At 66.9% G+C, this 22730-nt stretch carries 22 protein-coding genes; 16 read left to right on the forward strand and 6 right to left on the reverse strand.

Annotated elements, in window-relative coordinates; genetic code table 11:
• The first annotated feature begins 50 nt into the window (after positions 1 to 50).
• The 4 genes from secG (at position 51) to Q0379_RS07625 (ending at position 3690) form a co-directional block, all read left to right on the forward strand.
• Positions 51 to 512, forward strand: a complete 462-nt coding sequence (secG, locus tag Q0379_RS07610; RefSeq protein ID WP_299006567.1) for a preprotein translocase subunit SecG — start codon at positions 51 to 53, stop codon at positions 510 to 512.
• Positions 513 to 626: 114 nt separating this feature from the next.
• Complete coding sequence (locus Q0379_RS07615; RefSeq protein WP_299006570.1) at positions 627 to 2279, forward strand: CTP synthase; 1653 nt, start codon at positions 627 to 629, stop codon at positions 2277 to 2279.
• Between the two features lie 126 nt (positions 2280 to 2405).
• A complete protein-coding gene (rpmF, locus tag Q0379_RS07620) occupies positions 2406 to 2588 on the forward strand; it encodes a 50S ribosomal protein L32 (protein ID WP_010919589.1) in 183 nt (60 codons plus the stop codon).
• A gap of 112 nt (positions 2589 to 2700) precedes the next feature.
• On the forward strand, positions 2701 to 3690 hold the full coding sequence (locus Q0379_RS07625) for a retropepsin-like aspartic protease (protein WP_299006584.1): 990 nt from the start codon (positions 2701 to 2703) through the stop codon (positions 3688 to 3690).
• Here Q0379_RS07625 and Q0379_RS07630 read toward each other — a convergent pair whose 3' ends face one another.
• Entirely contained in the window at positions 3691 to 4461 is a 771-nt protein-coding gene (locus Q0379_RS07630; RefSeq protein WP_299006586.1) for an enoyl-CoA hydratase, read from the reverse strand.
• 113 nt (positions 4462 to 4574) lie between these two features.
• Between Q0379_RS07630 and eno the strand changes: the two genes are divergently transcribed.
• The 8 genes from eno (at position 4575) to Q0379_RS07670 (ending at position 13978) form a co-directional block, all read left to right on the forward strand.
• Positions 4575 to 5855, forward strand: coding sequence for a phosphopyruvate hydratase (gene eno / locus Q0379_RS07635; RefSeq protein WP_299006590.1), 1281 nt, complete (start codon positions 4575 to 4577; stop codon positions 5853 to 5855).
• A gap of 384 nt (positions 5856 to 6239) precedes the next feature.
• Positions 6240 to 6542 (forward strand): septum formation initiator family protein, encoded by a 303-nt coding sequence (locus Q0379_RS07640; RefSeq protein WP_047405705.1) that lies wholly within the window; start codon positions 6240 to 6242, stop codon positions 6540 to 6542.
• Positions 6543 to 6707: 165 nt separating this feature from the next.
• Entirely contained in the window at positions 6708 to 7739 is a 1032-nt protein-coding gene (gene pdhA / locus Q0379_RS07645; protein WP_299006599.1) for a pyruvate dehydrogenase (acetyl-transferring) E1 component subunit alpha, read from the forward strand.
• Complete coding sequence (locus Q0379_RS07650) at positions 7736 to 9100, forward strand: pyruvate dehydrogenase complex E1 component subunit beta (RefSeq protein ID WP_299006602.1); 1365 nt, start codon at positions 7736 to 7738, stop codon at positions 9098 to 9100. Before pdhA ends, Q0379_RS07650 begins: the two co-directional genes overlap by 4 nt.
• A gap of 131 nt (positions 9101 to 9231) precedes the next feature.
• Complete coding sequence (locus Q0379_RS07655; protein WP_299006605.1) at positions 9232 to 10524, forward strand: pyruvate dehydrogenase complex dihydrolipoamide acetyltransferase; 1293 nt, start codon at positions 9232 to 9234, stop codon at positions 10522 to 10524.
• Between the two features lie 16 nt (positions 10525 to 10540).
• A complete protein-coding gene (locus tag Q0379_RS07660; protein ID WP_299006608.1) occupies positions 10541 to 11017 on the forward strand; it encodes a glutathione peroxidase in 477 nt (158 codons plus the stop codon).
• Between the two features lie 81 nt (positions 11018 to 11098).
• Complete coding sequence (lpdA, locus tag Q0379_RS07665) at positions 11099 to 12499, forward strand: dihydrolipoyl dehydrogenase (RefSeq protein ID WP_299006611.1); 1401 nt, start codon at positions 11099 to 11101, stop codon at positions 12497 to 12499.
• A gap of 18 nt (positions 12500 to 12517) precedes the next feature.
• Positions 12518 to 13978, forward strand: coding sequence for a DUF6880 family protein (locus Q0379_RS07670; protein ID WP_299006614.1), 1461 nt, complete (start codon positions 12518 to 12520; stop codon positions 13976 to 13978).
• Here the strand turns inward: Q0379_RS07670 and Q0379_RS07675 are convergent.
• Together Q0379_RS07675 and Q0379_RS07680 are read right to left on the reverse strand one after the other, a co-directional pair.
• A complete protein-coding gene (locus Q0379_RS07675; protein WP_299006617.1) occupies positions 13975 to 14370 on the reverse strand; it encodes a DoxX family protein in 396 nt (131 codons plus the stop codon). The genes Q0379_RS07670 and Q0379_RS07675 overlap by 4 nt on opposite strands.
• 72 nt (positions 14371 to 14442) lie before the next feature.
• Positions 14443 to 15996 (reverse strand): AMP-binding protein, encoded by a 1554-nt coding sequence (locus Q0379_RS07680; RefSeq protein ID WP_299006619.1) that lies wholly within the window; start codon positions 15994 to 15996, stop codon positions 14443 to 14445.
• A 248-nt stretch (positions 15997 to 16244) separates the two neighbouring features.
• Here Q0379_RS07680 and lipA point away from each other — a divergent pair, with 248 nt between their 5' ends.
• Entirely contained in the window at positions 16245 to 17222 is a 978-nt protein-coding gene (lipA, locus tag Q0379_RS07685) for a lipoyl synthase (protein ID WP_299006650.1), read from the forward strand.
• Between the two features lie 4 nt (positions 17223 to 17226).
• Complete coding sequence (locus tag Q0379_RS07690; protein WP_299006621.1) at positions 17227 to 17679, forward strand: type II toxin-antitoxin system RatA family toxin; 453 nt, start codon at positions 17227 to 17229, stop codon at positions 17677 to 17679.
• A 24-nt stretch (positions 17680 to 17703) separates the two neighbouring features.
• Here the strand turns inward: Q0379_RS07690 and Q0379_RS07695 are convergent, their stop codons facing one another.
• From Q0379_RS07695 to Q0379_RS07705, 3 genes are read right to left on the reverse strand one after another with little or no spacing between them, the layout of a single operon-like run.
• The gene (locus Q0379_RS07695; protein ID WP_299006623.1) at positions 17704 to 18819 is read right to left on the reverse strand and encodes an FUSC family protein; all 1116 of its coding nucleotides are present in this window, start codon (positions 18817 to 18819) and stop codon (positions 17704 to 17706) included.
• Positions 18819 to 19310 (reverse strand): CinA family protein, encoded by a 492-nt coding sequence (locus Q0379_RS07700; protein WP_299006626.1) that lies wholly within the window; start codon positions 19308 to 19310, stop codon positions 18819 to 18821. The genes Q0379_RS07695 and Q0379_RS07700 overlap by 1 nt, the downstream gene beginning before the upstream one ends.
• A 36-nt stretch (positions 19311 to 19346) precedes the next feature.
• Positions 19347 to 20495 (reverse strand): bifunctional 2-C-methyl-D-erythritol 4-phosphate cytidylyltransferase/2-C-methyl-D-erythritol 2,4-cyclodiphosphate synthase, encoded by a 1149-nt coding sequence (locus Q0379_RS07705; protein WP_299006629.1) that lies wholly within the window; start codon positions 20493 to 20495, stop codon positions 19347 to 19349.
• Between the two features lie 99 nt (positions 20496 to 20594).
• Between Q0379_RS07705 and dusB the strand changes: the two genes are divergently transcribed.
• On the forward strand, positions 20595 to 21602 hold the full coding sequence (gene dusB / locus Q0379_RS07710) for a tRNA dihydrouridine synthase DusB (RefSeq protein WP_299006632.1): 1008 nt from the start codon (positions 20595 to 20597) through the stop codon (positions 21600 to 21602).
• Positions 21599 to 22729: a nitrogen regulation protein NR(II) gene (locus tag Q0379_RS07715; RefSeq protein ID WP_299006635.1), complete on the forward strand. Its 1131-nt coding sequence runs from the start codon at positions 21599 to 21601 to the stop codon at positions 22727 to 22729. The genes dusB and Q0379_RS07715 overlap by 4 nt, the downstream gene beginning before the upstream one ends.
• Position 22730: the final 1 nt, after the last annotated feature.

The raw sequence follows: 22730 nt of genomic DNA on the forward strand, positions 1-22730 counted from the left end.
TTCGTTTTTCGCGCGGGCGTGGCTCGCGCCCGGATCGAGAATACATTCGCATGCTCATCGGCGTTCTGCTGGCCATCAACATCATCGTCTGCCTCGGCCTGATCGGGGTGGTGCTGCTGCAGCGCTCCGAGGGCGGCGCGCTGGGCATGGGCGGCAACTCGGGCGGCCTGATGACCGCGCGCGGCGCCGGCGATCTGCTGACCCGCATCACCTGGATCCTGTTCTCGATCTTCCTGATCATCAGCCTGGCCCTGACCATCCTGACGGGTCGCCTGGACAAGAGCGGCTCGGTCGCCGACAGCATCAAGGGTCTCGACGCCAAGACGCTGCAGAACGTGCCGGCCCCGACGCCGGCTCCGGGCTCGCTGAACTCGCTGCCGGCGGCGCCGCAGCCGGGCGGCATCCAGGCCCCCGCGCCGCAGATCAACACGCCGGCCCCGGCCGCTCAGCAGCCGGCGCTCCTGGCCCCCGCAGAGCCGGCCCCGGCTCCGGCCAGCCAGCCCAAGCCCTAACCGTCCCCGACGGCGCTTTCACCGACCCCCGAGGGCCACCTCGGGGGTTTAATCTTGTTGATGAACGCGGGTCTTTCTCCCCGCGTCCACGAATCACGGGTAATCTGGTCGCCCATGACGCGGTACATCTTCATCACCGGCGGCGTGGTTTCCTCGCTTGGCAAAGGTCTGGCCTCGGCGGCGCTCGGCGCGCTGCTGCAAGCGCGCGGCTACACGGTCCGTCTTCGGAAGCTCGATCCCTATCTGAACGTCGATCCGGGCACGATGAGCCCGTATCAGCACGGCGAGGTCTTCGTAACCGACGACGGGGCCGAGACCGACCTGGATCTCGGCCACTACGAGCGCTTCACCGGCGTGTCGGCCAACAAGGCTGACAACATCACGACCGGCCAAATCTACAAGACGATCATCGAGAAGGAGCGCCGCGGCGACTATCTGGGCGCGACCGTCCAGGTCATTCCGCACGTGACCAACGAGATCAAGGACTTCGTCCTGTCGCCCGCCATGGACGAGACGGGCCAGAAGGCCGTCGACTTCGTGCTGGTCGAGATCGGCGGCACGGTGGGCGACATCGAGGGCCTGCCGTTCTTCGAGGCTATCCGTCAGCTGCGCCAGGACCTGCCGCGCGGCCAGAGCTGCTACGTGCACCTGACCCTGCTGCCGTTCATCAAGACGGCCGGCGAGATGAAGACCAAGCCGACCCAGCACTCGGTCAAGGAGCTGCGCTCGATCGGCATCCAGCCGGACATCCTGCTGTGCCGCTGCGAGCAGGAGATCCCGGCCGAGGAAAAGCGCAAGATCGCCCAGTTCTGCAACGTGCGGCCCAGCGCGGTCATCCAGGCGATGGACTCATCGTCCATCTACGCCGTGCCGATCGACTATCACGAGCAGGGCCTGGACGCCGAAGTCCTGGATGTCTTCGGCATCCACGACGCTCCGGCGCCGAACCTGTCGCGCTGGAAGGAGATCGACAACACCGTCCAGCACCCCGACGGCGAGGTCACCATCGCCGTGGTCGGCAAGTACACGGTGCTGAAGGACGCCTACAAGTCGCTGATCGAGGCCCTGCACCACGGGGGCCTCGCCAACAAGGTCAAGGTCAACCTCGACTGGGTCGAGAGCGAGACCTTCGAGGGCGACGAGGGCGCGGCCGCGGCCCGTCTCGAGAACGCGCATGCCATCATGGTCCCGGGCGGCTTCGGCGAGCGCGGCGCGGAGGGCAAGATCCGCGCGGCCCAGTTCGCCCGCGAACGCAAGGTGCCGTACTTCGGCATCTGCTTTGGCATGCAGATGGCTGTGATCGAGACCCTTCGGAACGTCGCCGGCATCAAGGACGCCAGCTCCAGCGAGTTCGGCCCGACTGAGCGTCCGGTGGTCGGCATCATGACCGAGTGGATCAAGGGCAACGAGACGGTCCAGCGCCGCTCCTCGGACGATCTGGGCGGCACGATGCGCCTGGGGGCCTATGAGGCCGTCCTGACGCCGGGTTCGAAGGTCGCCGAGATCTATGGCGCGACCGAGATCAGCGAGCGCCACCGCCACCGCTACGAGGTCAATATCGGCTACGTCCACATCATGGAGGACGCGGGCCTGAAACTGACGGGCCGGTCGCCCAACGGCGTGCTGCCCGAGATCGTCGAGCGGGACGACCATCCGTGGTTCATCGGGGTGCAATATCACCCCGAACTGAAGAGCCGACCGTTCGCGCCGCACCCGCTTTTCGCCAGCTTCATCGCCGCCGCGAAGGAGCACGGACGCCTCGTCTGACGCTACTTTCCCCAGGTGCTTGCATCAGGGGAGAGATTCGGGCATAAGCCCCCGCTCACGCGGCGGCCTGGGTCGAACCCTAGTCGCCGCTCTCGATTTTCACGCTCAGCGAGCAGAGTCACTTCGATGGCCGTTCCTAAAAGAAAAACTTCGCCTTCTCGCCGGAACATGCGCCGGTCGCACCACGCCCTGGGCGCCAACTCGTTCATCGAGGACAAGGACACGGGCGAGCTGCGCCGTCCGCACCATGTCGATCTGAAGACCGGCATGTACAACGGCAAGCAGATCCTGACGCCGAAGGAAGACTAAGGTCTCCTTCTCGTCTCTGACGGCTTGAAAGCGCCGCCCGGCCACGCTGGGCGGCGTTTTTCGTCATGTTCGCGGAAAAAGGGTGCTAGCCTCCGTATCGGGAGGAACGCCCATGATCACGCGCCGGACCATAACGGCGGGACTGGGTCTGTCGACGATCGCCGCGCCCCCCGCGCTGGCGAGCGCCATCACGCCGGTTTCGTTGCCGCAAATCCAGCCCCCGACGGCGCCGCCGTCAGACCCGCCGCTGCTGGTGCTCGACGCGGGTCTCGACCAGGACGCCCGCCTGACCGTCGATGTCGCGATCAATGGCGAGGGCCCCTTCCAGTTCGTGGTCGACACGGGCGCTGACCGCACCGTCCTGACGCCGGGCGTCGTCCAGCGCCTAGGCTTGGCGCCAGGACCCGAGATCATCGTCCATGGCGTCTCGGGCACGATTACCACGACGACGGCCCGCATCGGCAATCTCAGGGCCGGGGACGCCAGGCTCAACAACGTGGACCTGCCGGTGCTGCCCTACGACCGCGTCGGTGCGGACGGACTTCTGGGAGTCGACATCCTGGAAGGCCGCAACATCGTCATGGACTTTCCCAAGAGGCGCCTGGAGATCCGGCGCACCCAGAGCAAGTCCGAAATCATACGCTTCTCGAACGAGGTTTCGGTGATGGCGGACGAACGGTTCGGCCGCCTCACCCTGGCGGATTCCCGGATCGGCGGGGTCCGCTCGCTGGCGTTCATCGACTCCGGCGGCGGGGTCAGCATCGGCAACATGGCCCTGGCGCGCGCCATTGCGGCCCGACGCCGCCGCACGCCGGATTTCGTCCGGCCGGCGCGCCTGCTGACCGCCGGCGGCGAGATGCAGCTGGGCGAATTCCGGCTGGTGCCCAACATGCAGATGGGAGATCTGCGGATCACCAACGTCCCGATGGCGTTCGCGGACCTGCACATCTTCGATCTCTGGTCGCTGAACAACCGGCCGGCCGCCCTGATCGGCGTCGACGTCCTGCGCTTGTTCGCGCGGGTCGAGCTGGATTTCGGGGCAGGGCGCGTGTTGTTCCGGCTGGGCGATGGCGGCGTTGCGCCTCGGACCTGGAACGCCTGACTACTGCGAACGCCCCCGCGCCATCACTTGGCGGCGACGGGCCTCGACCTTCTCGGGCGTGACCTCGCGATTGTGGGCGCTGGAGCGCTCGTGCTCGAGCGCCAGGCCCTCGCCGAAGGGGCGTGCGTAGCCGTCATCGATCAGGCCCTTGTAGAAGGCCAGGGTCTCGACAGGGATCGACGCCATGTCCTCGGCCAGCTTCAGGGCCGTGGGCAGAAGCGCCTCGGGCGCGGTGACGCGATTGACCAGGCCCCAGTCCGCCGCGGTTCGGGCGTCCAGGAAGTTGCCGCTCAGCGATAATTCCTTGGCGCGGTAGGGCCCGACCAGCCGCGACAGCTTCTGGGAAAGTCCCCAGCCGGGCATAATGCCGACCCGGGCATGCGTATCGGCGAAGCGGGCGTTCTCGGACGCGATCAGGACGTCGCAGGCGAGGGCGAGTTCGAAGCCTCCGGTGATCGCGACACCGTTGATCGCGCCGATCACAGGCTTACGGCATCGCTCGACGGCTCGGACGGGGTTTGAGCGCGCGTCCTGGTCGTTGGCCGCCCCCATCGCCGAGGCGTCGCCGCCCAGCTCCTTGAGGTCGAGACCCGCCGTGAAGGCGCGTTCGCCTGCGCCGGTCAGGATCACCACGCTGACGTCCGGATCGGCGTCCAGCGCCACCATGGCCTCGTAGAGCGCCAGCCTCAGCGCCTTCGACAGCGCGTTCATCGCCTCGGGCCGATTGAGGGTGACGATCGCGATCGGGCCGCGGTGTTCGACGTCCAGCATGGAATCCTCCCTGGAATAAGCGATGATCGCGCGGCCTCCGGAAGGGAAGTCAAGTTGCGCCCAGAGCGCTTGGCGGCTAAGCCTCCCGCGCCTTTGGCCTTGAGGAGCAGTCCATGACCGAGATCGTCGACATCATCGCCCGTGAAATTCTCGACAGCCGGGGCAACCCGACCGTCGAAGTCGACGTCATCCTGGAGGACGGCGCCTTTGGTCGCGCCGCAGTGCCGTCGGGCGCCTCGACGGGCGCTCACGAGGCCAACGAGAAGCGCGACGGCGACAAGGCTCGCTATCTGGGCAAGGGCGTCCAGCAGGCCGTCGACGCCGTCAACGGCGAGATCTTCGACGCGCTGTCGGGCGTCGACGCCGAGGACCAGCGCCGTCTCGACAACCTGCTGATCGAGCTGGACGGTACGCCGAACAAGGCCCGCCTGGGCGCCAACGCCATCCTGGGCGTCTCGCTGGCCGCCGCCAAGGCCGCCGCGGAGTCGGCCGGCCTGCCGCTCTACAAGTACGTTGGCGGCGTGAACGCTCGCGTCCTGCCGACCCCGATGATGAACATCATCAACGGCGGCGCCCACGCCGATAATCCGATCGACATCCAGGAGTTCATGATCCTGCCGACCGGCGCCAAGGACTTCCGCGAAGGCCTGCGCATGGGCGCCGAGATCTTCCACGCCCTGAAGAAGGCCCTGAAGGACGCCGGTCACAACACCAACGTCGGCGACGAGGGCGGCTTCGCCCCCAACCTCGCCAGCGCCGAAGCCGCGCTCGACTTCATCGTCAAGGCCGGCGAGAAGGCCGGCTACAAGGCTGGCGATGACTTCGTGCTGGGCCTGGACGTCGCCTCGACCGAGTTCTTCAAGAACGGCAAGTACGAGCTGGAAGGCGAGGGCAAGTCGCTGGATCCGGCCGCCATGGTCGACTACCTGGCCGGCCTCGTGGCCAAGTTCCCGATCCTCACGATCGAGGACGGCATGGCCGAGGACGATTTCGACGGCTGGAAGCTGCTGACCGACACCCTGGGCAAGAAGGTTCAGCTGGTTGGCGACGATCTGTTCGTGACCAACCCCAAGCGCCTGCAACTGGGCCTCGACAAGGGCCTGGCCAACTCGATCCTGGTCAAGGTCAACCAGATTGGCACGCTGTCGGAAACGATCGACGCCGTCGAACTGGCCCACCGCCACGGCTATACCAGCGTCATGAGCCACCGCTCGGGCGAGACCGAAGACAGCACGATCGCCGACCTGGCCGTCGCCCTGAACTGCGGTCAGATCAAGACGGGCTCGCTGGCCCGTTCGGACCGGACCGCCAAGTACAACCAGCTGCTGCGCATCGAGGAGATGCTGGACGACCAAGGCGTCTATGCCGGCCGCGCTGCACTGAAGGGCCGCTAGGTCCTTTGTAGACTGCTTGCTTGAGGGCGCGGCTTCGCAAAGGTCGCGCCCTTTTTGCTGTCTGTGCGGCAGCTTTAGGCGCGAGGCTCGGCGGCGACGATTCCATTCGGAGACACGTTTCGATCGCCTGTGCGCGCGATTCAGAAATGGCTAACCCACAAATTTTCTAAAAGGGTGCGATTGGTTTCACGAGAGACCATCTTTCAGGCCTTCGCGACCGCGAAATGGTTTCGGCAATGCGGTATCTAGATGCGGTTGAAACCATCTCGTGTGAAAGCATCGAAGGTGGTTGCCTCCCGCGAGCGACCGGCGTTCGCAACACCCAGATTTAGAAGGCGTTAAGCAGGGTCGGCGATCCTGCGAATCCCTCTTTGGGACGCTCAGATGTTCGCCCGACTGCAACCTTTCCTGCCGACCGCGGCGATCTTCTTCCTGATTTTTTACTTCGCCTTTCACGCTCTGACGGGTGATCGAGGCCTGCTGTCCATTTCGCAGCGCAATGCGGACCTCGCAGCAAAAACAAAGGAACTCAGGAAGATACGCGCGGAGAGGATGGACCTGGAGGCTCGTGCTCGTCTATTACGCAGCGGCAGTCTGTCGGCCGACCTGCTGGAGGAGCGCGCGCGCTCGCTCCTAGGATATGCCGACCCGAGGGACTATGTGATCCGGGTCAAGCGTCCGAGCTGACCGATCCCATAAGCTTTTGGAATCGATTGCCGGTCGCGCGGAGCCATTTGGCTTTGAGCGGCTTGATGGTGCACTAGGGCGTTTCCTTCGCGGAACCGACGACTTTTTCGGCGGGAAATGCCCTCAGGACGAAGGCCGCGATGAAGATTGGCCAGGGAGATTTGAATGGCGCGTACGCGCAAGGCTGAGGCCTCAGAGGGGAAGGCGGCTGACACCGGTGTCAACGCCTTCGTCGGAAAAGACGAACTCCTGAAATTCTATCAGGACATGCTGCTGATCCGCCGCTTCGAGGAGCGGGCCGGCCAGCTGTACGGCATGGGCCTGATCGGCGGCTTCTGCCACCTGTACATTGGTCAGGAAGCCATCGCGGTCGGCATGCAGTCGATCTCGCAGAAGGGCGACCAGATCATCACCGGCTATCGTGACCACGGTCACATGCTGGCCGCGGGCATGGATCCGCGCGAGGTCATGGCCGAACTGACCGGCCGGGCCGGCGGTTCTTCCAAGGGCAAGGGCGGCTCGATGCACATGTTCGACGTCGCGACCGGCTTCTACGGCGGTCACGGCATCGTCGGCGCCCAGGTCTCGCTCGGCACCGGTCTGGCTTTGGCCAACCACTACAAGGGCAACGGCAACGTCTCGTACGCCTATATGGGCGACGGCGCGGCCAACCAGGGCCAGGTCTACGAGAGCTTCAACATGGCCCAGCTGTGGAAGCTGCCGGTCGTGTACGTGATCGAGAACAACCAGTACGCCATGGGCACCGCCGTCGAGCGCGCGGCTTCCGAAACCGCGTTCCACAAGCGCGGCGTCTCGTTCCGCATCCCGGGCGAGGAAGTCGACGGCATGGACGTCATCGCCGTGCGCGAAGCCGGCGCGCGCGCCACCGAGCACGCCCGCAGCGGCCAAGGTCCGTACATCCTCGAGATGAAGACCTACCGCTACCGTGGCCACTCAATGTCCGACCCGGCCAAGTACCGGACCAAGGAGGAGGTCGACGAGGTCAAGACGACCCGCGATCCGATCGATCACATCAAGGAGCGCCTGGCCAAGGCCGGCGTCACCGAAGACGACCTGAAGGGCGTCGACGCGGAAGTGAAGCGCATCGTCGCCGAAGCCGCCGAGTTCGCTCGCACGAGCCCCGAGCCGGATCCCTCGGAACTGTACACTGACGTCTACCTGGAGGCCGCCGAGTGACGGACATCCTGATGCCCGCCCTTTCTCCGACCATGGAGGAAGGCACCCTGGCCAAATGGCTGGTCAAGGAAGGCGACACCATCAAGGCCGGCGACGTGATCGCCGAAATCGAGACCGACAAGGCGACGATGGAAGTCGAAGCCGTGGACGAAGGCGTGGTGGAAGCCATCCTCGTTCCGGCCGGCAGCGAGAACGTCAAGGTCAACACCCTGATCGCCCGCCTGAAGGGGGAGGGCGAAGCCGCCTCGACTCCGGTCGCTCCGGCGCAAGCCACCGGTGAGCCGGAAAAGGCCGCGCCGCAGGTCGCTACCCCCACGCCGGCTGGTCCGATCTCGGCCGCCTCGACCTTCGCCGATCCGGAAATCCCGGCCGGTACGCCGACCAAGAAGATCACGGTCCGCGACGCCTTGCGCGACGCCATGGCCGAGGAGATGCGTCGCGACGACCGCGTGTTCCTGATGGGCGAGGAAGTCGCTCAGTACCAGGGCGCTTACAAGGTCAGCCGCGACCTGCTGCAGGAGTTCGGCGACAAGCGCGTCATCGACACCCCGATCACCGAGCATGGCTTCGCCGGCATGGGCGTCGGCGCGGCCATGGCCGGCCTGAAGCCGATCGTCGAATTCATGACCTGGAACTTCGCCATGCAGGCGATCGACCAGATCATCAATTCGGCCGCCAAGACGCTCTACATGTCGGGCGGTCAGATCAAGTCGTCGATCGTGTTCCGCGGTCCCAACGGCGCGGCCTCGCGCGTCGCGGCTCAGCACAGCCAGGACTACGCCGCCTGGTACGGCAACGTCCCGGGCCTGAAGGTCATCGCGCCGTACGACGCCGCCGACGCCAAGGGCCTGCTGAAGGCCGCGATCCGCGATCCGAACCCGGTCGTCTTCCTCGAACACGAGATGATGTACGGCCACGAGTTCGACATCCCGGACGTCGAGGACTGGGTCGTGCCGATCGGCAAGGCCAAGGTCCGTCGCGAAGGCTCGGACGTCACGCTGGTGGCCTACAGCCGCATGGTCGGCTTCGCCCTGAAGGCGGCCGAGGAGCTGGAGAAGGAAGGCATCCAGGCGGAGGTCGTCGACTTGCGCACGATCCGTCCGATGGACCACGCGACCATCCTGGAAAGCGTCAAGAAGACCAACCGCCTGGTCACGGTCGAGGAAGGCTGGGGCCCGATGGGCGTCGGCGCCGAGATCGTCGCCCGCATCACGGAGTTCGGCTTCGACTACCTGGACGCCCCGCCGCTGCGCGTGCACCAGGAAGACGTGCCGCTGCCCTATGCGGCGAACCTGGAAGCCCTGTCGCTGCCTTCGGTCGAGAAGATCGTGAAGGCCGCGAAGGCGGTCAGCTACCGCTAAGACCGGCGCGGCCCTCGCCCTCGACGGCGGGGGCCGCATCGTCTTGGCCAACGAATTCATCCCGCCGCGAGGCGGGGTATCGCGGACGAAGGCTCGGCCAAACCGTCCCGAACGCTTGAGGAAGAAGCTCAATGTCGATCGACATCCTGATGCCCGCCCTGTCGCCCACCATGGAGGAGGGGACCCTCGCCAAGTGGCACGTCAAGGTCGGTGACACCGTCAAGGCCGGCGACGTGATCGCCGAGATCGAAACCGACAAGGCCACCATGGAAGTCGAGGCCGTCGACGAAGGCGTCGTCGAGGCCATCCTGGTTCCGGCCGGGACCGAGAACGTCAAGGTCAACGCGCTGATCGCCAAGCTGGCGGGCGAGGGCGAGAGCCCCGCGCCGGCCCCCAAGGCTGAAGCGCCCAAGGCGGCCGAGGCTCCGAAGCCCGCCGCCGCCGCCCCCGCCGCCGCTCCGGCTCCCGCCGCGCCCGCGCCGGCCGCTCCGGTCGCCGCCGACGACTCGCGCGTCTTCGCCTCGCCGCTGGCTCGCCGCCTGGCCTCGGCCGCCGGTCTGGATCTGAAGAGCATCAAGGGCTCTGGCCCGCACGGCCGCGTCGTCAAGTCGGACGTCGAAGCCGCCAAGTCGGGCGCGCCCGCCGCCAAGGCTGCTCCCGCCGCCGCCAGCGCCGCTCCGGCCGCCGCCGAGCCCCGCAAGGCTCTGTCGCTGGAGCAGATGGGCATCCCGGCCGGCTCGTACGACCTCGTGCCGCTGGACGGCATGCGCAAGACCATCGCGCGCCGCCTGACCGACAGCTTCCGTGACGTCCCGCACTTCCCGCTGCAGATCGATCTCGAGATCGACGCGCTGCTGGCGGCCCGCGCCAAGATCAACGGCCTGCTGGAAAAGCAGGGCGTGAAGGTCTCGGTCAACGACATCGTCATCAAGGCCGCCGCCGTGGCCCTGAAGCAGGTGCCGGAAGCCAACGCCAGCTACACGCCAGAAGGCATCGCCATGCACCACCACGCCGACATCGCCGTCGCCGTGGCGATCGACGGCGGCCTGATCACCCCGATCATCCGCAAGGCCGAAACCAAGGGCCTGGCCCAGATCTCCGCCGAGATGAAGGACCTGGCCCAGCGCGCCAAGGACAAGAAGCTGAAGCCCGAGGAATTCCAGGGCGGCACCTTCTCGATCTCGAACCTCGGCATGTTCGGCATCAAGTCGTTCGCCTCGATCATCAACGAGCCGCAAGGCGCGATCATGAGCGTCGGCGCCGGCGAGCAGCGCCCGGTCGTCAAGAACGGCGAGCTCAAGGTCGCCACGGTGATGACCGTGACCCTGACATGCGACCACCGCGTCGTTGACGGGGCCATCGGGGCCAAGTTCCTGGCGGCCTTCAAGCCGCTGATCGAAGAGCCGCTGACGCTGATCGTGTAAGCGGCGGGAGGCGCGAATGTCCGTCTACGACTACTCGGCCAAGACGCTGGACGGCCAGGACGCGAGCCTGGCCGACTATCGCGGCCAGGTGCTGCTGATCGTCAATACGGCCAGCAAGTGCGGCTTCACCCCGCAGTACGAAGGGCTGGAGCAGTTGTGGCGGACCTACAAGGATCGTGGCTTCGCGATCCTGGCATTCCCCTGCAACCAGTTCGGCGCCCAGGAGCCGGGTGACGCGTCCGAGATCGCGAACTTTTGCTCGCTGACCTACGACGTGACCTTCCCGGTGATGTCGAAGATCGACGTCAACGGCGCCGACGCCCACCCGCTCTACAAGTTCCTGAAGAAGGAACAGAAGGGCCTGCTGGGCACCGAGGCGATCAAGTGGAACTTCACCAAGTTCCTCATCGGCCGCGACGGCGAGGTGGTCGAGCGGTTCGCGCCGACGACCAAGCCCGAAGACCTCACGGCGGCGATCGAAGCGCTGCTCTAAGATTTCCCCGGACCGGTCTTTTGGCCGGTCGACCGTCGCGCCGCTCCCTCGGGCGACGTCCAAGCTAGGGTTGAGAAGACTATGTCCACGGAATTCGATGTCGTCGTCGTCGGCGCCGGTCCTGGCGGCTATGTGGCCGCGATCCGCGCCAGCCAGCTGGGCCTGAAGACGGCCATCGTCGAGCGTGAGAACCTGGGCGGCATCTGCCTGAACTGGGGCTGCATCCCCACCAAGGCCCTCTTGAAGTCCGGCGAGGTCTACGAGCAGCTGTCGCACCTGGGCGGCTACGGCCTGTCGGTGCAGGGCGCGTCCTTCGACTTCGCCAAGATCATCGAGCGCTCGCGCGGCGTCGCCAAGCAGATGTCGGGCGGCATCGCCTTCCTGATGAAGAAGCACAAGATCGAGGTGATCGAGGGCGAGGCCAAGCTCGAGAAGGGCAATCCGGCCCCGAAGCTGGTCATCGCGCTGAAGGCCGGCGGCAGTCGCACGGTCCAGGCCAAGAACGTGATCCTGGCCAGCGGCGCCCGCGCCCGCGAGATCCCGGCCATCGGCGCGGTCTCGGACGGCGACAAGATCTGGACCTACCGCGACGCCCTGGCGCCGAAGTCGATGCCGAAGTCCCTGGTCGTGATCGGCTCGGGCGCCATCGGCATCGAGTTCGCCAGCTTCTATCGCGCCCTCGGCGCCGAAGTGACCGTGGTCGAAGCCATCGACCGCATCATGCCGGTTGAGGACGAAGAGGTCTCGAAGGCCGCTCAGAAGGCGTTCGAGAAGCGCGGCATCAAGTTCCGCATCGGCGCCAAGGTCGGCAAGATCGAGAAGACCAAGGACGGCGTCGCCGTCACGGTCGAGGCCGGCGGCAAGATCGAGCAGCTGACCGCCGAGAAGTGCATCGTCGCCGTCGGCATCGCGCCGAACAACGAGGGCCTGGAAGCGCTGGGCGTCAGCCTCGATCGCGGCCACGTCGTCACCGACAAGCACTGCCGCACCAATGTCCCGGGCCTCTACGCCATCGGCGACATCGCCGGCGGTCCCTGGCTCGCCCACAAGGCCAGTCACGAGGGCATCCACGCCGCCGAGGCCATCGCCAATTACAAGACCCCGAACGTCCACTCGCCGATCCCGGGCTGCACCTACGCCAACCCGCAGGTCGCCTCGGTCGGCTATACCGAGGCCGGCGCCAAGGCGGCGGGCATCGAGGTCAAGGCGGGCCGTTTCCCGTTCCGGGTCAACGGCAAGGCCGTGGCCGCGGGCGAGGTCGAGGGCTTCGTGAAGACGGTGTTCGACGCCAAGACGGGCGCCCTGATCGGCGCCCACATGATCGGCCATGAAGTCACCGAGATGATCCAGGGCTTCGTCACGGCGATCACGCTGGAAGCCACCGAGGAAGACCTGCACGGCATCGTCTACGCCCACCCGACCATGTCGGAAGCCATGCACGAGGCCGCTCTGGACGCCTACGGCCGAGTCCTGCACATCTAGGTCTGCTAGGGAGACTGGATGGCGCGCAAGGCAGCTGCGACGGGCGAGAAGCCGGCCAAGGCCAGGAAGGGGTCCAAGACGACCCTTTCCGAGGCCAATCTGGCCGACCTGGGCCCAGAGCGCCTGGCCGCCATCCTGCTCGACCTCTCCAGCGACAGCCACGTCAAGCGCGTGCTGCGGCTGGAGCTGTTCGCGGAATCCAGCGCCGAGGGCTTGGCGCTGGAGATTTCCAAGCGCCTAGCGACGATCGGGAAGTCCTCCTCGCGCATCCACTGGCGCAAGCGCGCGGCGTTCGCCAAGGATCTTGATCTGCACCGGCGCATGATCGAGCGGCTGGCCGAGGACGAGCCGACGACCGCGCTCGACCTGATGCTCGACCTGCTGGATCTCGCGACGCCGACCTTGGATCGTCTGAGCCAGGCCGAAGGGCCGATCGGCGATGTCTTCCTCGCCGCTCGTGATGGCGTCGGCGCGATCGCGGCCAAGGCCTTGCCCGATCCGATCGCGCTGGCGGATCGGGTGGCGAGGCTTTTGCGCCGCGACGACTACGCCCAATTCGGCCCGCTGGTGAACGCCGTGACGCCGGCGCTCGGCCCTAAGGGTCAGGCGCATCTGCGAGAGACCCTGGAGAAGATGCTCGCCGCGCGCTCGACCCGCTCGGCTCACCTCTTCGACGCCCGGGGCGCGATCTACAAGGACGCTCTGCGCCGCTTGGCCGACGCCGGCGGCGACGTGGACGCCTTCGAGGCGACGTTCTCTCCGGAGCTTCGCCGCACGCCGCTGGTGTCGGCCGAGATCGCCCGACGCTTGCTGGAGGCGGGCAGGGCGGAGGACGCGCTGGCTACCCTCCAGGCCGGCGCTCCCAGCGAGCAACGCGGTCGCCACCAAAGCGCGGTCGAAGAGCGTGTCGCCTGGGAAGACGCGATGCTGGAGGCACTCGAAGCCACCGGCCATCACGAGGAAGCCCAGAGGCGCCGTTGGGCGGACTTCGAGGCGACGCTGTCGATCAGCCGCCTGAGGACCTATCTGAAGGGGCTTCCGGACTTCGATGACGTCGAGGCCGAGGATCAGGCCAAGGCGGTCGCCAAGCGCTTCCCGCGCTTCGACACGGCGCTGGCCTTCCTGGTGTCCTGGCCAGACCTGCCGGCCGCCGCTCGGTTGGTGCTATCGCGTTCTGGCGAGATCAATGGCTCGGATGACACCTTGATCGCCGAGGCCGCGCGCCGCCTCGAGGGAAGTCACCCGCTGGCTGCCACCCTGCTGCTGCGCGCCTCGATCCAGTATGTCCTGACCTATGGCGTGGCGACCCGCTACGCGGAGGCCGCGCGCCAGTTGCTTGAGGCGGAGTCGCTTAGCGCGATGATCGGCGACTACGGCGAGTATCCAGACCACGCCGCCTTCGTCGCTGACCTGCGCGCTCTGCATAACCGCAAGCAGGGCTTCCGCGCCGAGCTGGAAGCCCTGGGCGCGACCTTCTAAGGCCGCTTGCGCACCTGGGCGTCGACGCTCCATTCGCCCGGTCCCTGGAACACCAGGTACAGGAAGACGAAGCAGAACAGGATCGCGGCCTCGCCGCCGTTCAGGGCCGGCCAGACGCCTTGACTGCCATGCGCCATGAAGTACGCGACCGCCATCTGGCCTGAAACGACGAACGCTACAGGCCGCGTGAACAGGCCAATCGTCAGCAGCGCGCCGCCGACAATCTCCAACCAGCCCGCCGCCAGGAGCAGCGGGGGCAGAGGGGCCGGGGCGTCGGGCTGGGCGGCCGGGAAGTGCGCCAGTTTCATCAGGCCATGCTCCATGAAGAGCAGAGCCGTGATAATGCGCAGCAGGCTGAGAACTCGGGGCGACCAGACGGCAAGACGTTCCATGCTTTCCCTCCTTGGCGCGAGCTCGCGAATTGCCAGGCTCGAACTAGCTCAACGCGCGGAAGGACGGATCCGTCAGGCGGCGCGGGTATCCGTCTCGGCCATCCGCTGGATCGCGACGTAGTCCGTCTTGCCGCTGCCCAGCACGGGCACTTCCGTGACTTTCAGGATCTTGCGCGGCACCGCCAGTTCCGGCGCGCCGATCGTCTGGGCGTGAGCGACCAGCGGCGCGACATCGGCGTCGTGGCGGTCGGTGACCAGGATCAGCTTCTCGCCCTTCTTCTTGTCGGGCAGGGAGATCACCGCGTGACGGCCGTCCGGCCACACCGCCGAAGCCAGGTCTTCGGCGGCCGTCAGCGAGACCATCTCGCCGCCGATCTTGGCGAAGCGCTTCACGCGACCCTTGATGGTGATCCATTGGTCGTCGGTCATGGTGACCACGTCGCCGGTGTCGTGCCAGCCGTCCTCGGGCGGGTCGACGCCGCCGTCCTCGCGCAGATAGCCGGCCATGATGTTGGGCCCGCGTACGAAGAAGCGGCCACCCTCGGCGATGCCCTCGACGGGCTCGATGCGGACGTCCTGGCCGGGCAGGAGGCCGCCGACGGTGCCGGGGCGATTGTCGGTCGGCTTGTTGACCGCGATGACCGGCGAGGCTTCCGTGGCGCCGTAGCCTTCCAGCACCGGCACGCCGCCGAAGCGCTCCTTGATCAGGGCGTGGGTCTCATCGCGCACCTTCTCGGCGCCGCAGACGATGAACTCCAGGCCGGAGAGCTCGTCGGCTTCCGAGGCGCGGGCGTACTGGTTCACGAAGGTGTCGGTCGCCAGCAGGATCGAGGCCTTGGAATCCTTGATCAGCGGCGGGATCTGCTTGGTGTGCAAGGGCGACGGGTACTGGAACGCCTTCATGCCCGTCAGGATCGGCAGGATCACCCCGCCGGTCAGGCCAAAGCAGTGGAAGACCGGCAGGGGGTTGAACATTACCCAGTTGGGGTTCAGCTCGATATGGGCCGCCACCTGCATGGCGTTCTGGACCAGGTTCTCCTGAGTCAGGACCACGCCGCGCGGCGCGCCGAAGCTGCCAGACGTGAACAACACGACGCCCTTGTCGGACGGCTTGGCCGGCGCGCGGAACCGGCGCGGGAACAGGCCGGCGGCGGCGGCGAACAGCTTGTCGCCCAGCCCAATCGTGGCGCGCACGTCTTCCAGATAGACGATCTCGGCCTGGACGCTGATCGCATCGACGATGTCGTGCAGCTTGCCCAGCTCGATGAACTTGTGCGCGGTCAGGACATGCTTGATCCCAGCCAGACGGCAGGCGGCCTTGATGTTCCGCAGGCCCGCCGTGAAGTTCAGCATGGTCGGCACGCGGCCGAAGGCGTGCAGGGCGAAGAAGGTCACCACCGAGCCCGCGCCCGAAGGCAGCAGCACCCCGACATTCTCGCCCGGCCGGGTCATGGCGGCGATCTTGCGGCCCAGAGCGAAGCTGGCGCGGATTAAATCCGTATAGGTCAGCGGATTGCGATCCTGGTCCTCCAGGATCTGTTTCTTAGCGCCGTACTTATCGCGGGCGTCGATCAGGGCGTCGAAGATGGCCTTTTGGCCGTTTCGCGCGTCGTAAACTACCGGCATCCCGCCGAAACCTCCCCGAAAAGCGAAAATCGCTTTCGTTCGTTAAACGCCGACTCTGCCGAGGAAGGTCTCGCTTTGCAAGAATGAGTCACAAAGCGTGAGCTTCGGGCTTTGTGGCGTAAGGGCTCGAGCAACCCCTCCGGTTCCATGATCGCCGCTTCCAGGCCCGAAAGTGATTCCGTCGCCGAATGGGCCTTAAGCTGGATCAAGTGCTTGATCCGGAAGCCAAGAAGACCGATTTAGGCGCCATGGCCACGGTGATCGACACCCTCAAGGCTCGCGGCCCGGAAGACCGGGCGGTGCGCCACCCCGAAAAGCAGAACCGCCCCGACACGCCGGTGCTCCGCAAACCGGAATGGCTGCGGGTCCGTGCGCCGGGTTCGGGTCAGTACAACGAGACCAAGAGCATCGTGCGGGACAACCGCCTGCACACGGTCTGTGAGGAAGCCGCTTGCCCGAACATCGGCGAGTGCTGGAGCCAGCGTCACGCGACCATGATGATCATGGGCGAGATCTGCACCCGCGCTTGCGCCTTCTGCAACGTCACCACGGGTCTGCCGACCCAGCTGGATCCGGATGAGCCGCGTCGCGTGGCCGAGGCCGTCGCCAAGATGGGCCTCAAGCACGTGGTCATCACGTCAGTGGACCGCGACGACCTGCTGGACGGCGGCGCCCGGCACTTCGCCGAGGTGGTGACGGCGATCCGCGCGACCGCGCCGGGTACGACCATCGAGATTCTAACGCCAGACTTCCTCCGCAAGGAAGGCGCGGAGAATGTGGTGATCGACTCCAAGCCGGACGTCTTCAACCACAACCTCGAGACCGTGCCGCGGCTGTATCTGAAGATCCGGCCTGGCGCCCGCTACTACAATTCGTTGCGCCTGCTCGATCGCGTGAAGCAGCGCGATCCCTCCCAGTTCACCAAGTCCGGCTTGATGGTCGGTCTGGGCGAGACCAAGGAGGAGGTGATGCAGGTGATGGACGACATGCGCTCGGCCGGCGTCGACTTCATCACCATCGGCCAGTACCTTCAGCCGACCCGCAAGCATGCGGCCGTCGAGCGCTTCGTCACGCCCGAGGAATTCAAGGCCTATGAGGCGATCGCCCGGGCCAAGGGCTTCCTGATGGTGTCGTCCAGCCCGCTGACGCGCTCGTCGCACCACGCCGGCGACGATTTCGCCAAGCTGCAGGCCGCCCGCCGCGCGCTCGACGCCCGCAAGGCCTGACGCCTTGCATCGTCACGTGGTTACGCGCGTCCTGCCGTACGCGCCGGAAGAGCTGTTCCAGCTCGTCGGCGACGTCGAGGCCTATCCGAGCTTTGTGCCCTGGATCACGGGCATGCGGACCTGGAACGCTCGCGAGGATGGCGCGGTCAGCACGGTCGACGCCGAAGCCCAGGTCGGCTTCTCGTTCCTGCGCGAGAAGTTCGCGACCCGCGTTCGCCGCGACCGCGAGGCCCTGAGCATCGACGTCAATCTGCTGTACGGACCGTTCAAGCGACTGGTGAACGCCTGGCGCTTCATCCCCGAAGAAGGCGCCACGCGCATCGAGTTCACGATCGAGTTCGCCTTCAAGTCGCTGATGCTGGATGCGCTGCTGGCGGCCAATGTCGACAAGGCCGCCGGCAAGCTGATCGCCTGTTTCGAGGACCGCGCGCGGCAGATCTACGGATCGCAAACATAGTCCTGCAGATCTAGTCCTGCAGATCTAGTCCTTCTGGGCGATGGCTTCCTCGATTCGTTCCTCGAAGTCGCCAAGGTTGGCGAACAGGTTCTCGATCGCGAACACCAAGCCGAACACCCGCGCGGCGCCATCGAACTCGAGGTCGCGGGTGATCCCTTTTTCGCGCAGGCCTTCGAAGCAGGTCTGGAAGGCCCGGTGAGCCGTGGCGAAGGCTATGCGGTCCGGCTTGGGTCCGCCTGCGAGGACGTCCGCCGAGGCCCGCAGGAATTGACTGCTGGCCTCCAACATGTCTGCGGCGGCGGGGGTGATGGCGTCGGGAAGGGCGCCGCGCACGGCGCGGCCAACCATCACGGTGTCATTGCGCAGTCGCCACAGCGTCCGGGGCAGAGCTTCAGAGACGGAGCTGTTGCTGAGACGCGTGGCGCTCTCTCTGTTCGCCTCGGTCATCGCCGTTTGGAGCTTGGCGAGGGCGGCCCGAAGATCGTCTTGGGCCTTGAGATGATCGTCGGGGCCAGGGGAGCCACGCAACGCGAGCACATGGCTTTCGAGGATCTGGGCTTCCAGTCCGGCGATCTTCTGGATGCTCGTCACCACCGAGGCGTGGGCGCGCGCGGGGAAGATCAGAAGCGTCGCGGCGACTCCGACTAGGCTGCCGACCGTAATCTCGGAGACGCGCAGGGCGGCGGCGACCAGCGGGTTCAGGTGCGTCGTCGTTCCGCCGATCAGCATGATCACCGCGGTGATGGTGGCGACCTTCAATTCGGGTCGGATGGCGACCAGGAAAGCGAGGAGCGCGACCGTGACGCAAAGGATCAGCCCGCCGAACTCGGGCCAGATCGTATGGAGCAGGGCGGCCGCGGCGCCGACGAGGGCGCCCACCAGCGTACCGGAGAAGCGCTCGATCGAGGCGGTGATGGTCGCGCCCAGGCTGGACTGGACGACGATGATGGCCGTCAGCACGGCCCAATAGCCCTGCGGCAGGCGCAGCAGTGTCGCCAGGGCGTAGGCTGCGCCGACGGCGGCCGAGACGCGGATCGCGTGGCGGATTTCGGTCTTTCGGGCGGCGGCGGCCTTCAGCGCCTGCTGCGAGAGATTGGCGCCGGTGAAGCGCCGCCAGTCGCTGGGCGCGCTCTCCGGCACTAGGCCACCGCCTCGCGCAGCATCTCAAGCGCCGTCACGATCGCCGCCAACTGCACGGCTTCGCGGGTGTCGCCCAGGAACCGCTCGTGGCGGTGGACGACCGATCGGTTGGCGCGGGCCACCGCGAAGTGCACGGTTCCGACCGGCTTGAGCGGCGAGCCTCCGCCGGGGCCGGCGACGCCGGTGATCGCGACGGCGATATGGCCGTTGCTTTCCCGCAGGGCCCCTTCGGCCATCATCCGCGCGACCGGTTCCGACACCGCGCCGTGATCGGCTATGAGGTCGCCAGGCACGCCCAGCATCTCGGACTTGGCGCGGTTGGTATAGGTGACGAAGCCGCGCTCGAAGACGTCGGAGGCTCCGGGGATGGCGCAGATGGCGCCGGCGACCAAGCCGCCGGTGCAGCTCTCGGCCGTCACCAGCCGCAGGGAGCGACTGCGCGCCTCGTCGATCAGCAGGCGGGCCAAGGTCTCAATCTCGAGCGGGAACATGCGAGTCTCCGTCTTCGCGCCGTCAACCTAACCTGTTCAGGCCGGAGTCTCGACCGCCACGACGGCCGAAGCGGCCAAGCCTTCGCCGCGGCCGGTGAAGCCCATCTTCTCGGTCGTGGTCGCTTTCACGCTGACGCGGTCCACCGAGAGGCCGAGGATTTCGGCAAGGCGTTCGCGCATGGCCTGGCGATGCGGTTTGATCTTGGGGCGCTCGCAGATCAGCGTGACATCGACATTGACGATGGCGCCGCCCTTGGCGGTCACGAGGCCGGCAGCGTGCTTCAGGAACTGGTCCGAGGCCGCGCCCTTCCACTTCGGATCGGTGGGCGGGAAGTGATCGCCGATGTCGCCTTCGCCGATCGCGCCCAGGATGGCGTCGGTCAGGGCGTGCAGGCCAGCGTCCGCGTCCGAGTGACCGATCAGGGTCTCGTCATGCTTGATCGCGACGCCGCAGAGCCAGACCTCATCGCCCGGGCCCCAGCGGTGGGCGTCGAAACCTTGGCCGACACGGGTGACGCGGGCGGCGCCGGCTAGGCGTTCGGCCATGGCGAAGTCCTCTGGATAGGTCAGTTTCATCAATAGCGGGTCGCCCGGCGCGATCGCCACGCGTCCTCCCGCGGCTTCGATCACCTGGACGTCGTCGGTGGGCTCGCCGCCCGACCACGCGGCGTAGGCGTCCAACAAGGTTTTCCGGCGAGCGGCCTGGGGGGTCTGGGCGCGCCATAGGTGTTCGCGGGACGTCGTCACCGGGTTCTGATCCGGCTCGGCGCGCTTCAGCGTGTCGGCGACGGGCAGGGCGGGCAGAACCCCGTCGGCGTCTTCCAGGGCGTTCAGGACATCATGGATGGTCTTCTGCCCGAGCAGGGGGCGCGCGGCGTCGTGGATCAGGACGGGCTCGTCATTCGGGCGATGGGCTAGGGCGGCGAGGCCGGCCTGAACCGAAAGGGCCCGAGCAGCGCCGCCTCGCGCCGATCGCCAGCCGCCGAGATCCTTGAGGACGTTGGGCAGGGCCGCTTCGCCCTCTTCCGTCGTCACGATCACGATCTCGGAAGCGCCGGCGGCGAGGAAAGCCTCGACCGACCACCTCAAAACGGGTTTTCCAGCCAACATGCGCCATTGCTTGGCCTGGCCTGGGCCCGCTCGGGTCCCTGAGCCGGCGGCGACGATCACGGCGGAGAAGTTCATAGGGGGTGTTTAGTCGGACGACGGCTCATGTCCAGTCGATCCGGGCTTTACTGCGCCGCACAATGTGCCTAAAAAGAATGCTACGGGGATGATCAGAAAATGAGCAACAAGCTCGATGTCGGCGGGGTTTGCGTCCCCGGTCGGGTGTGGATTGCGCCCATGACCGGGGTCTCGGACCTGCCCTTCAGAGAAACGGCCACGGCGCTTGGCGCGCCCTATGTGGCGACGGAGATGGTGGCCAGCGCGGAATTCGCGAAGGGACGTCCCGACGTCGTCCGCCGCGCGGCCGTCGGCGAAGGCCTGCCACTGACGGTGATCCAGCTCGTCGGCCGAGACGTCGACTTCATGGCCCAGGGCGCGCGCATGGCCGCCGAGGCCGGAGCCGAGATCATCGACCTGAATTTCGGCTGCCCCGCCAAGGAGGTCGCCGCCGGGGCGGCCTGCGGCTCGGCCTTGATGCGCGAGCCGGACTTGGCCGAGGCGCTGGTCGCCGCGGCTGTCGAGGCGGTCGATGTGCCGGTGACGGTCAAGATGCGGCTCGGCTGGGATGACGCCAGCCGCAATGCGCCAGAGATCGCCGCGCGCGCCGAAGCGGTCGGCGCCAAGGCGATCACGGTGCATGGCCGCACCCGTAACCAGTTCTACAAGGGCGTCGCCGACTGGTCGGCGGTGGCCGAGGTCAGGAAGGCCGTTTCGGTTCCGCTGCTGGTCAATGGCGACATCGTCGACGGCGACAGCGCCCGTGTGGCGCTCGAACAGTCGGGGGCGGACGGCGTCATGATCGGGCGCGGCGTCTATGGCCGCCCCTGGATCGCGGGGGCGATTGAAGCGGCGCTGGAGGGCCGCGGCTTCGCCGAGCCAGAGGCCGAGGAGCGTCTCGCCATCGCGCTCACCCATTTCCGCCGCAGCCTCTCGTTCTATGGCGAGCGGCTGGGCCTGAAGATGTTCCGCAAGCATCTGGCTTCGTACATCGAGGCCGCGCCCTGGCCCGAGACCGCCGAAGCGCGCCGGGCGGCGCGCGCCACCCTGTGTCGCTTAGAAGATCCCGCCGCCGTGGAGGCCGCCTTGCGCGACCTCTGGCTGGCGGGCGGGAGATTAGCCGCATGACGGACCGAGCCCGCGTACTGGGCGGCGTCGCCACCGACGCCTTGAAGTCGGCGGCTTTCGACCTCAGCCCCGAGCCGGCGCTGGTCGTGGATCGGGACGGCGGTCTCGTCGCCGTAAACGAAGCCGCCGAGGCGCTGTTCGGTCATGGTCTCTCGCTCCTGGCGCGCGGTCGCTTTCGCGCCGCCTTGCCGCCGGGGTCGGTGCTGGTCTCGCTGCTCGACCGGGCCATTTCCGAGGGGGCGCTGGTCCGCGAGCACGGCGTCGAGGTCAATCTGTTCGGCCAGCCGCCGTTCGAGGCCGACGGCGCCGCCGCGCCGCTGGGCGATGGCTCCGTCCTGCTGACCCTGCACGTCAAGGGCGTGCTGGGTGTCGATCGCGCCGCGGACACGGCCGGACTTCGTTCGGTCGTTGGGCTGGGCAAGATGCTCGCTCACGAGATCAAAAACCCCCTGGCCGGCATTCGCGGCGCGGCCCAGTTGCTCAAGACCGGCGCTAGCGCTGTCGACCAGCCGCTCGCTCAGCTGATCGTCGACGAGACCGATCGCATCCGCCGCCTCGTCGATCGCATGGAGGCGTTCTCGGACAACGCCCCGACCCCGCGCGAGCCCGTCAACATCCACCAGGTCCTGGACCGCGTGCGGGCCCTGGTGGCGAATGGCGTCGCCGACGGATTGCAACTGAAGGAAAGCTACGACCCGTCACTGCCGCCGGTCTGGGGAGATGAGGATCACCTGATCCAGATCTTCCTCAACCTGACCAAGAATGCGGCCGAGGCGGCGCACATGCGCGGCGACGGGCGCGGTGCGATCTCGATCCAGACGGCCTGGCGCCCCGGCGTGCGCGTTCGCGGCGCGGACGGCAAGACGACGAGCGGCGCGCCGATCGAGGTTCGGGTGATCGACAATGGCCCTGGTGTTCCGACCACCCTCCGCGACCACCTGTTCCAACCCTTCGTGACGACCAAGGCCAACGGCACCGGCCTGGGTCTGGCGCTCGTGACCAAGCTGGTCACCGCCCACGGTGGGTTGATTGATTTCGAGTCCGAGCCCGGCCGCACCGTCTTCCGCGTGCTGCTGCCCATCGCGCCGCAAAATGGCGCTTCCGACACCGTTTCCGGAGACGCGTGAG

Origin of the sequence: uncultured Caulobacter sp. (assembly GCF_937900395.1) — a bacterium.
Lineage (GTDB): Bacteria > Pseudomonadota > Alphaproteobacteria > Caulobacterales > Caulobacteraceae > Caulobacter.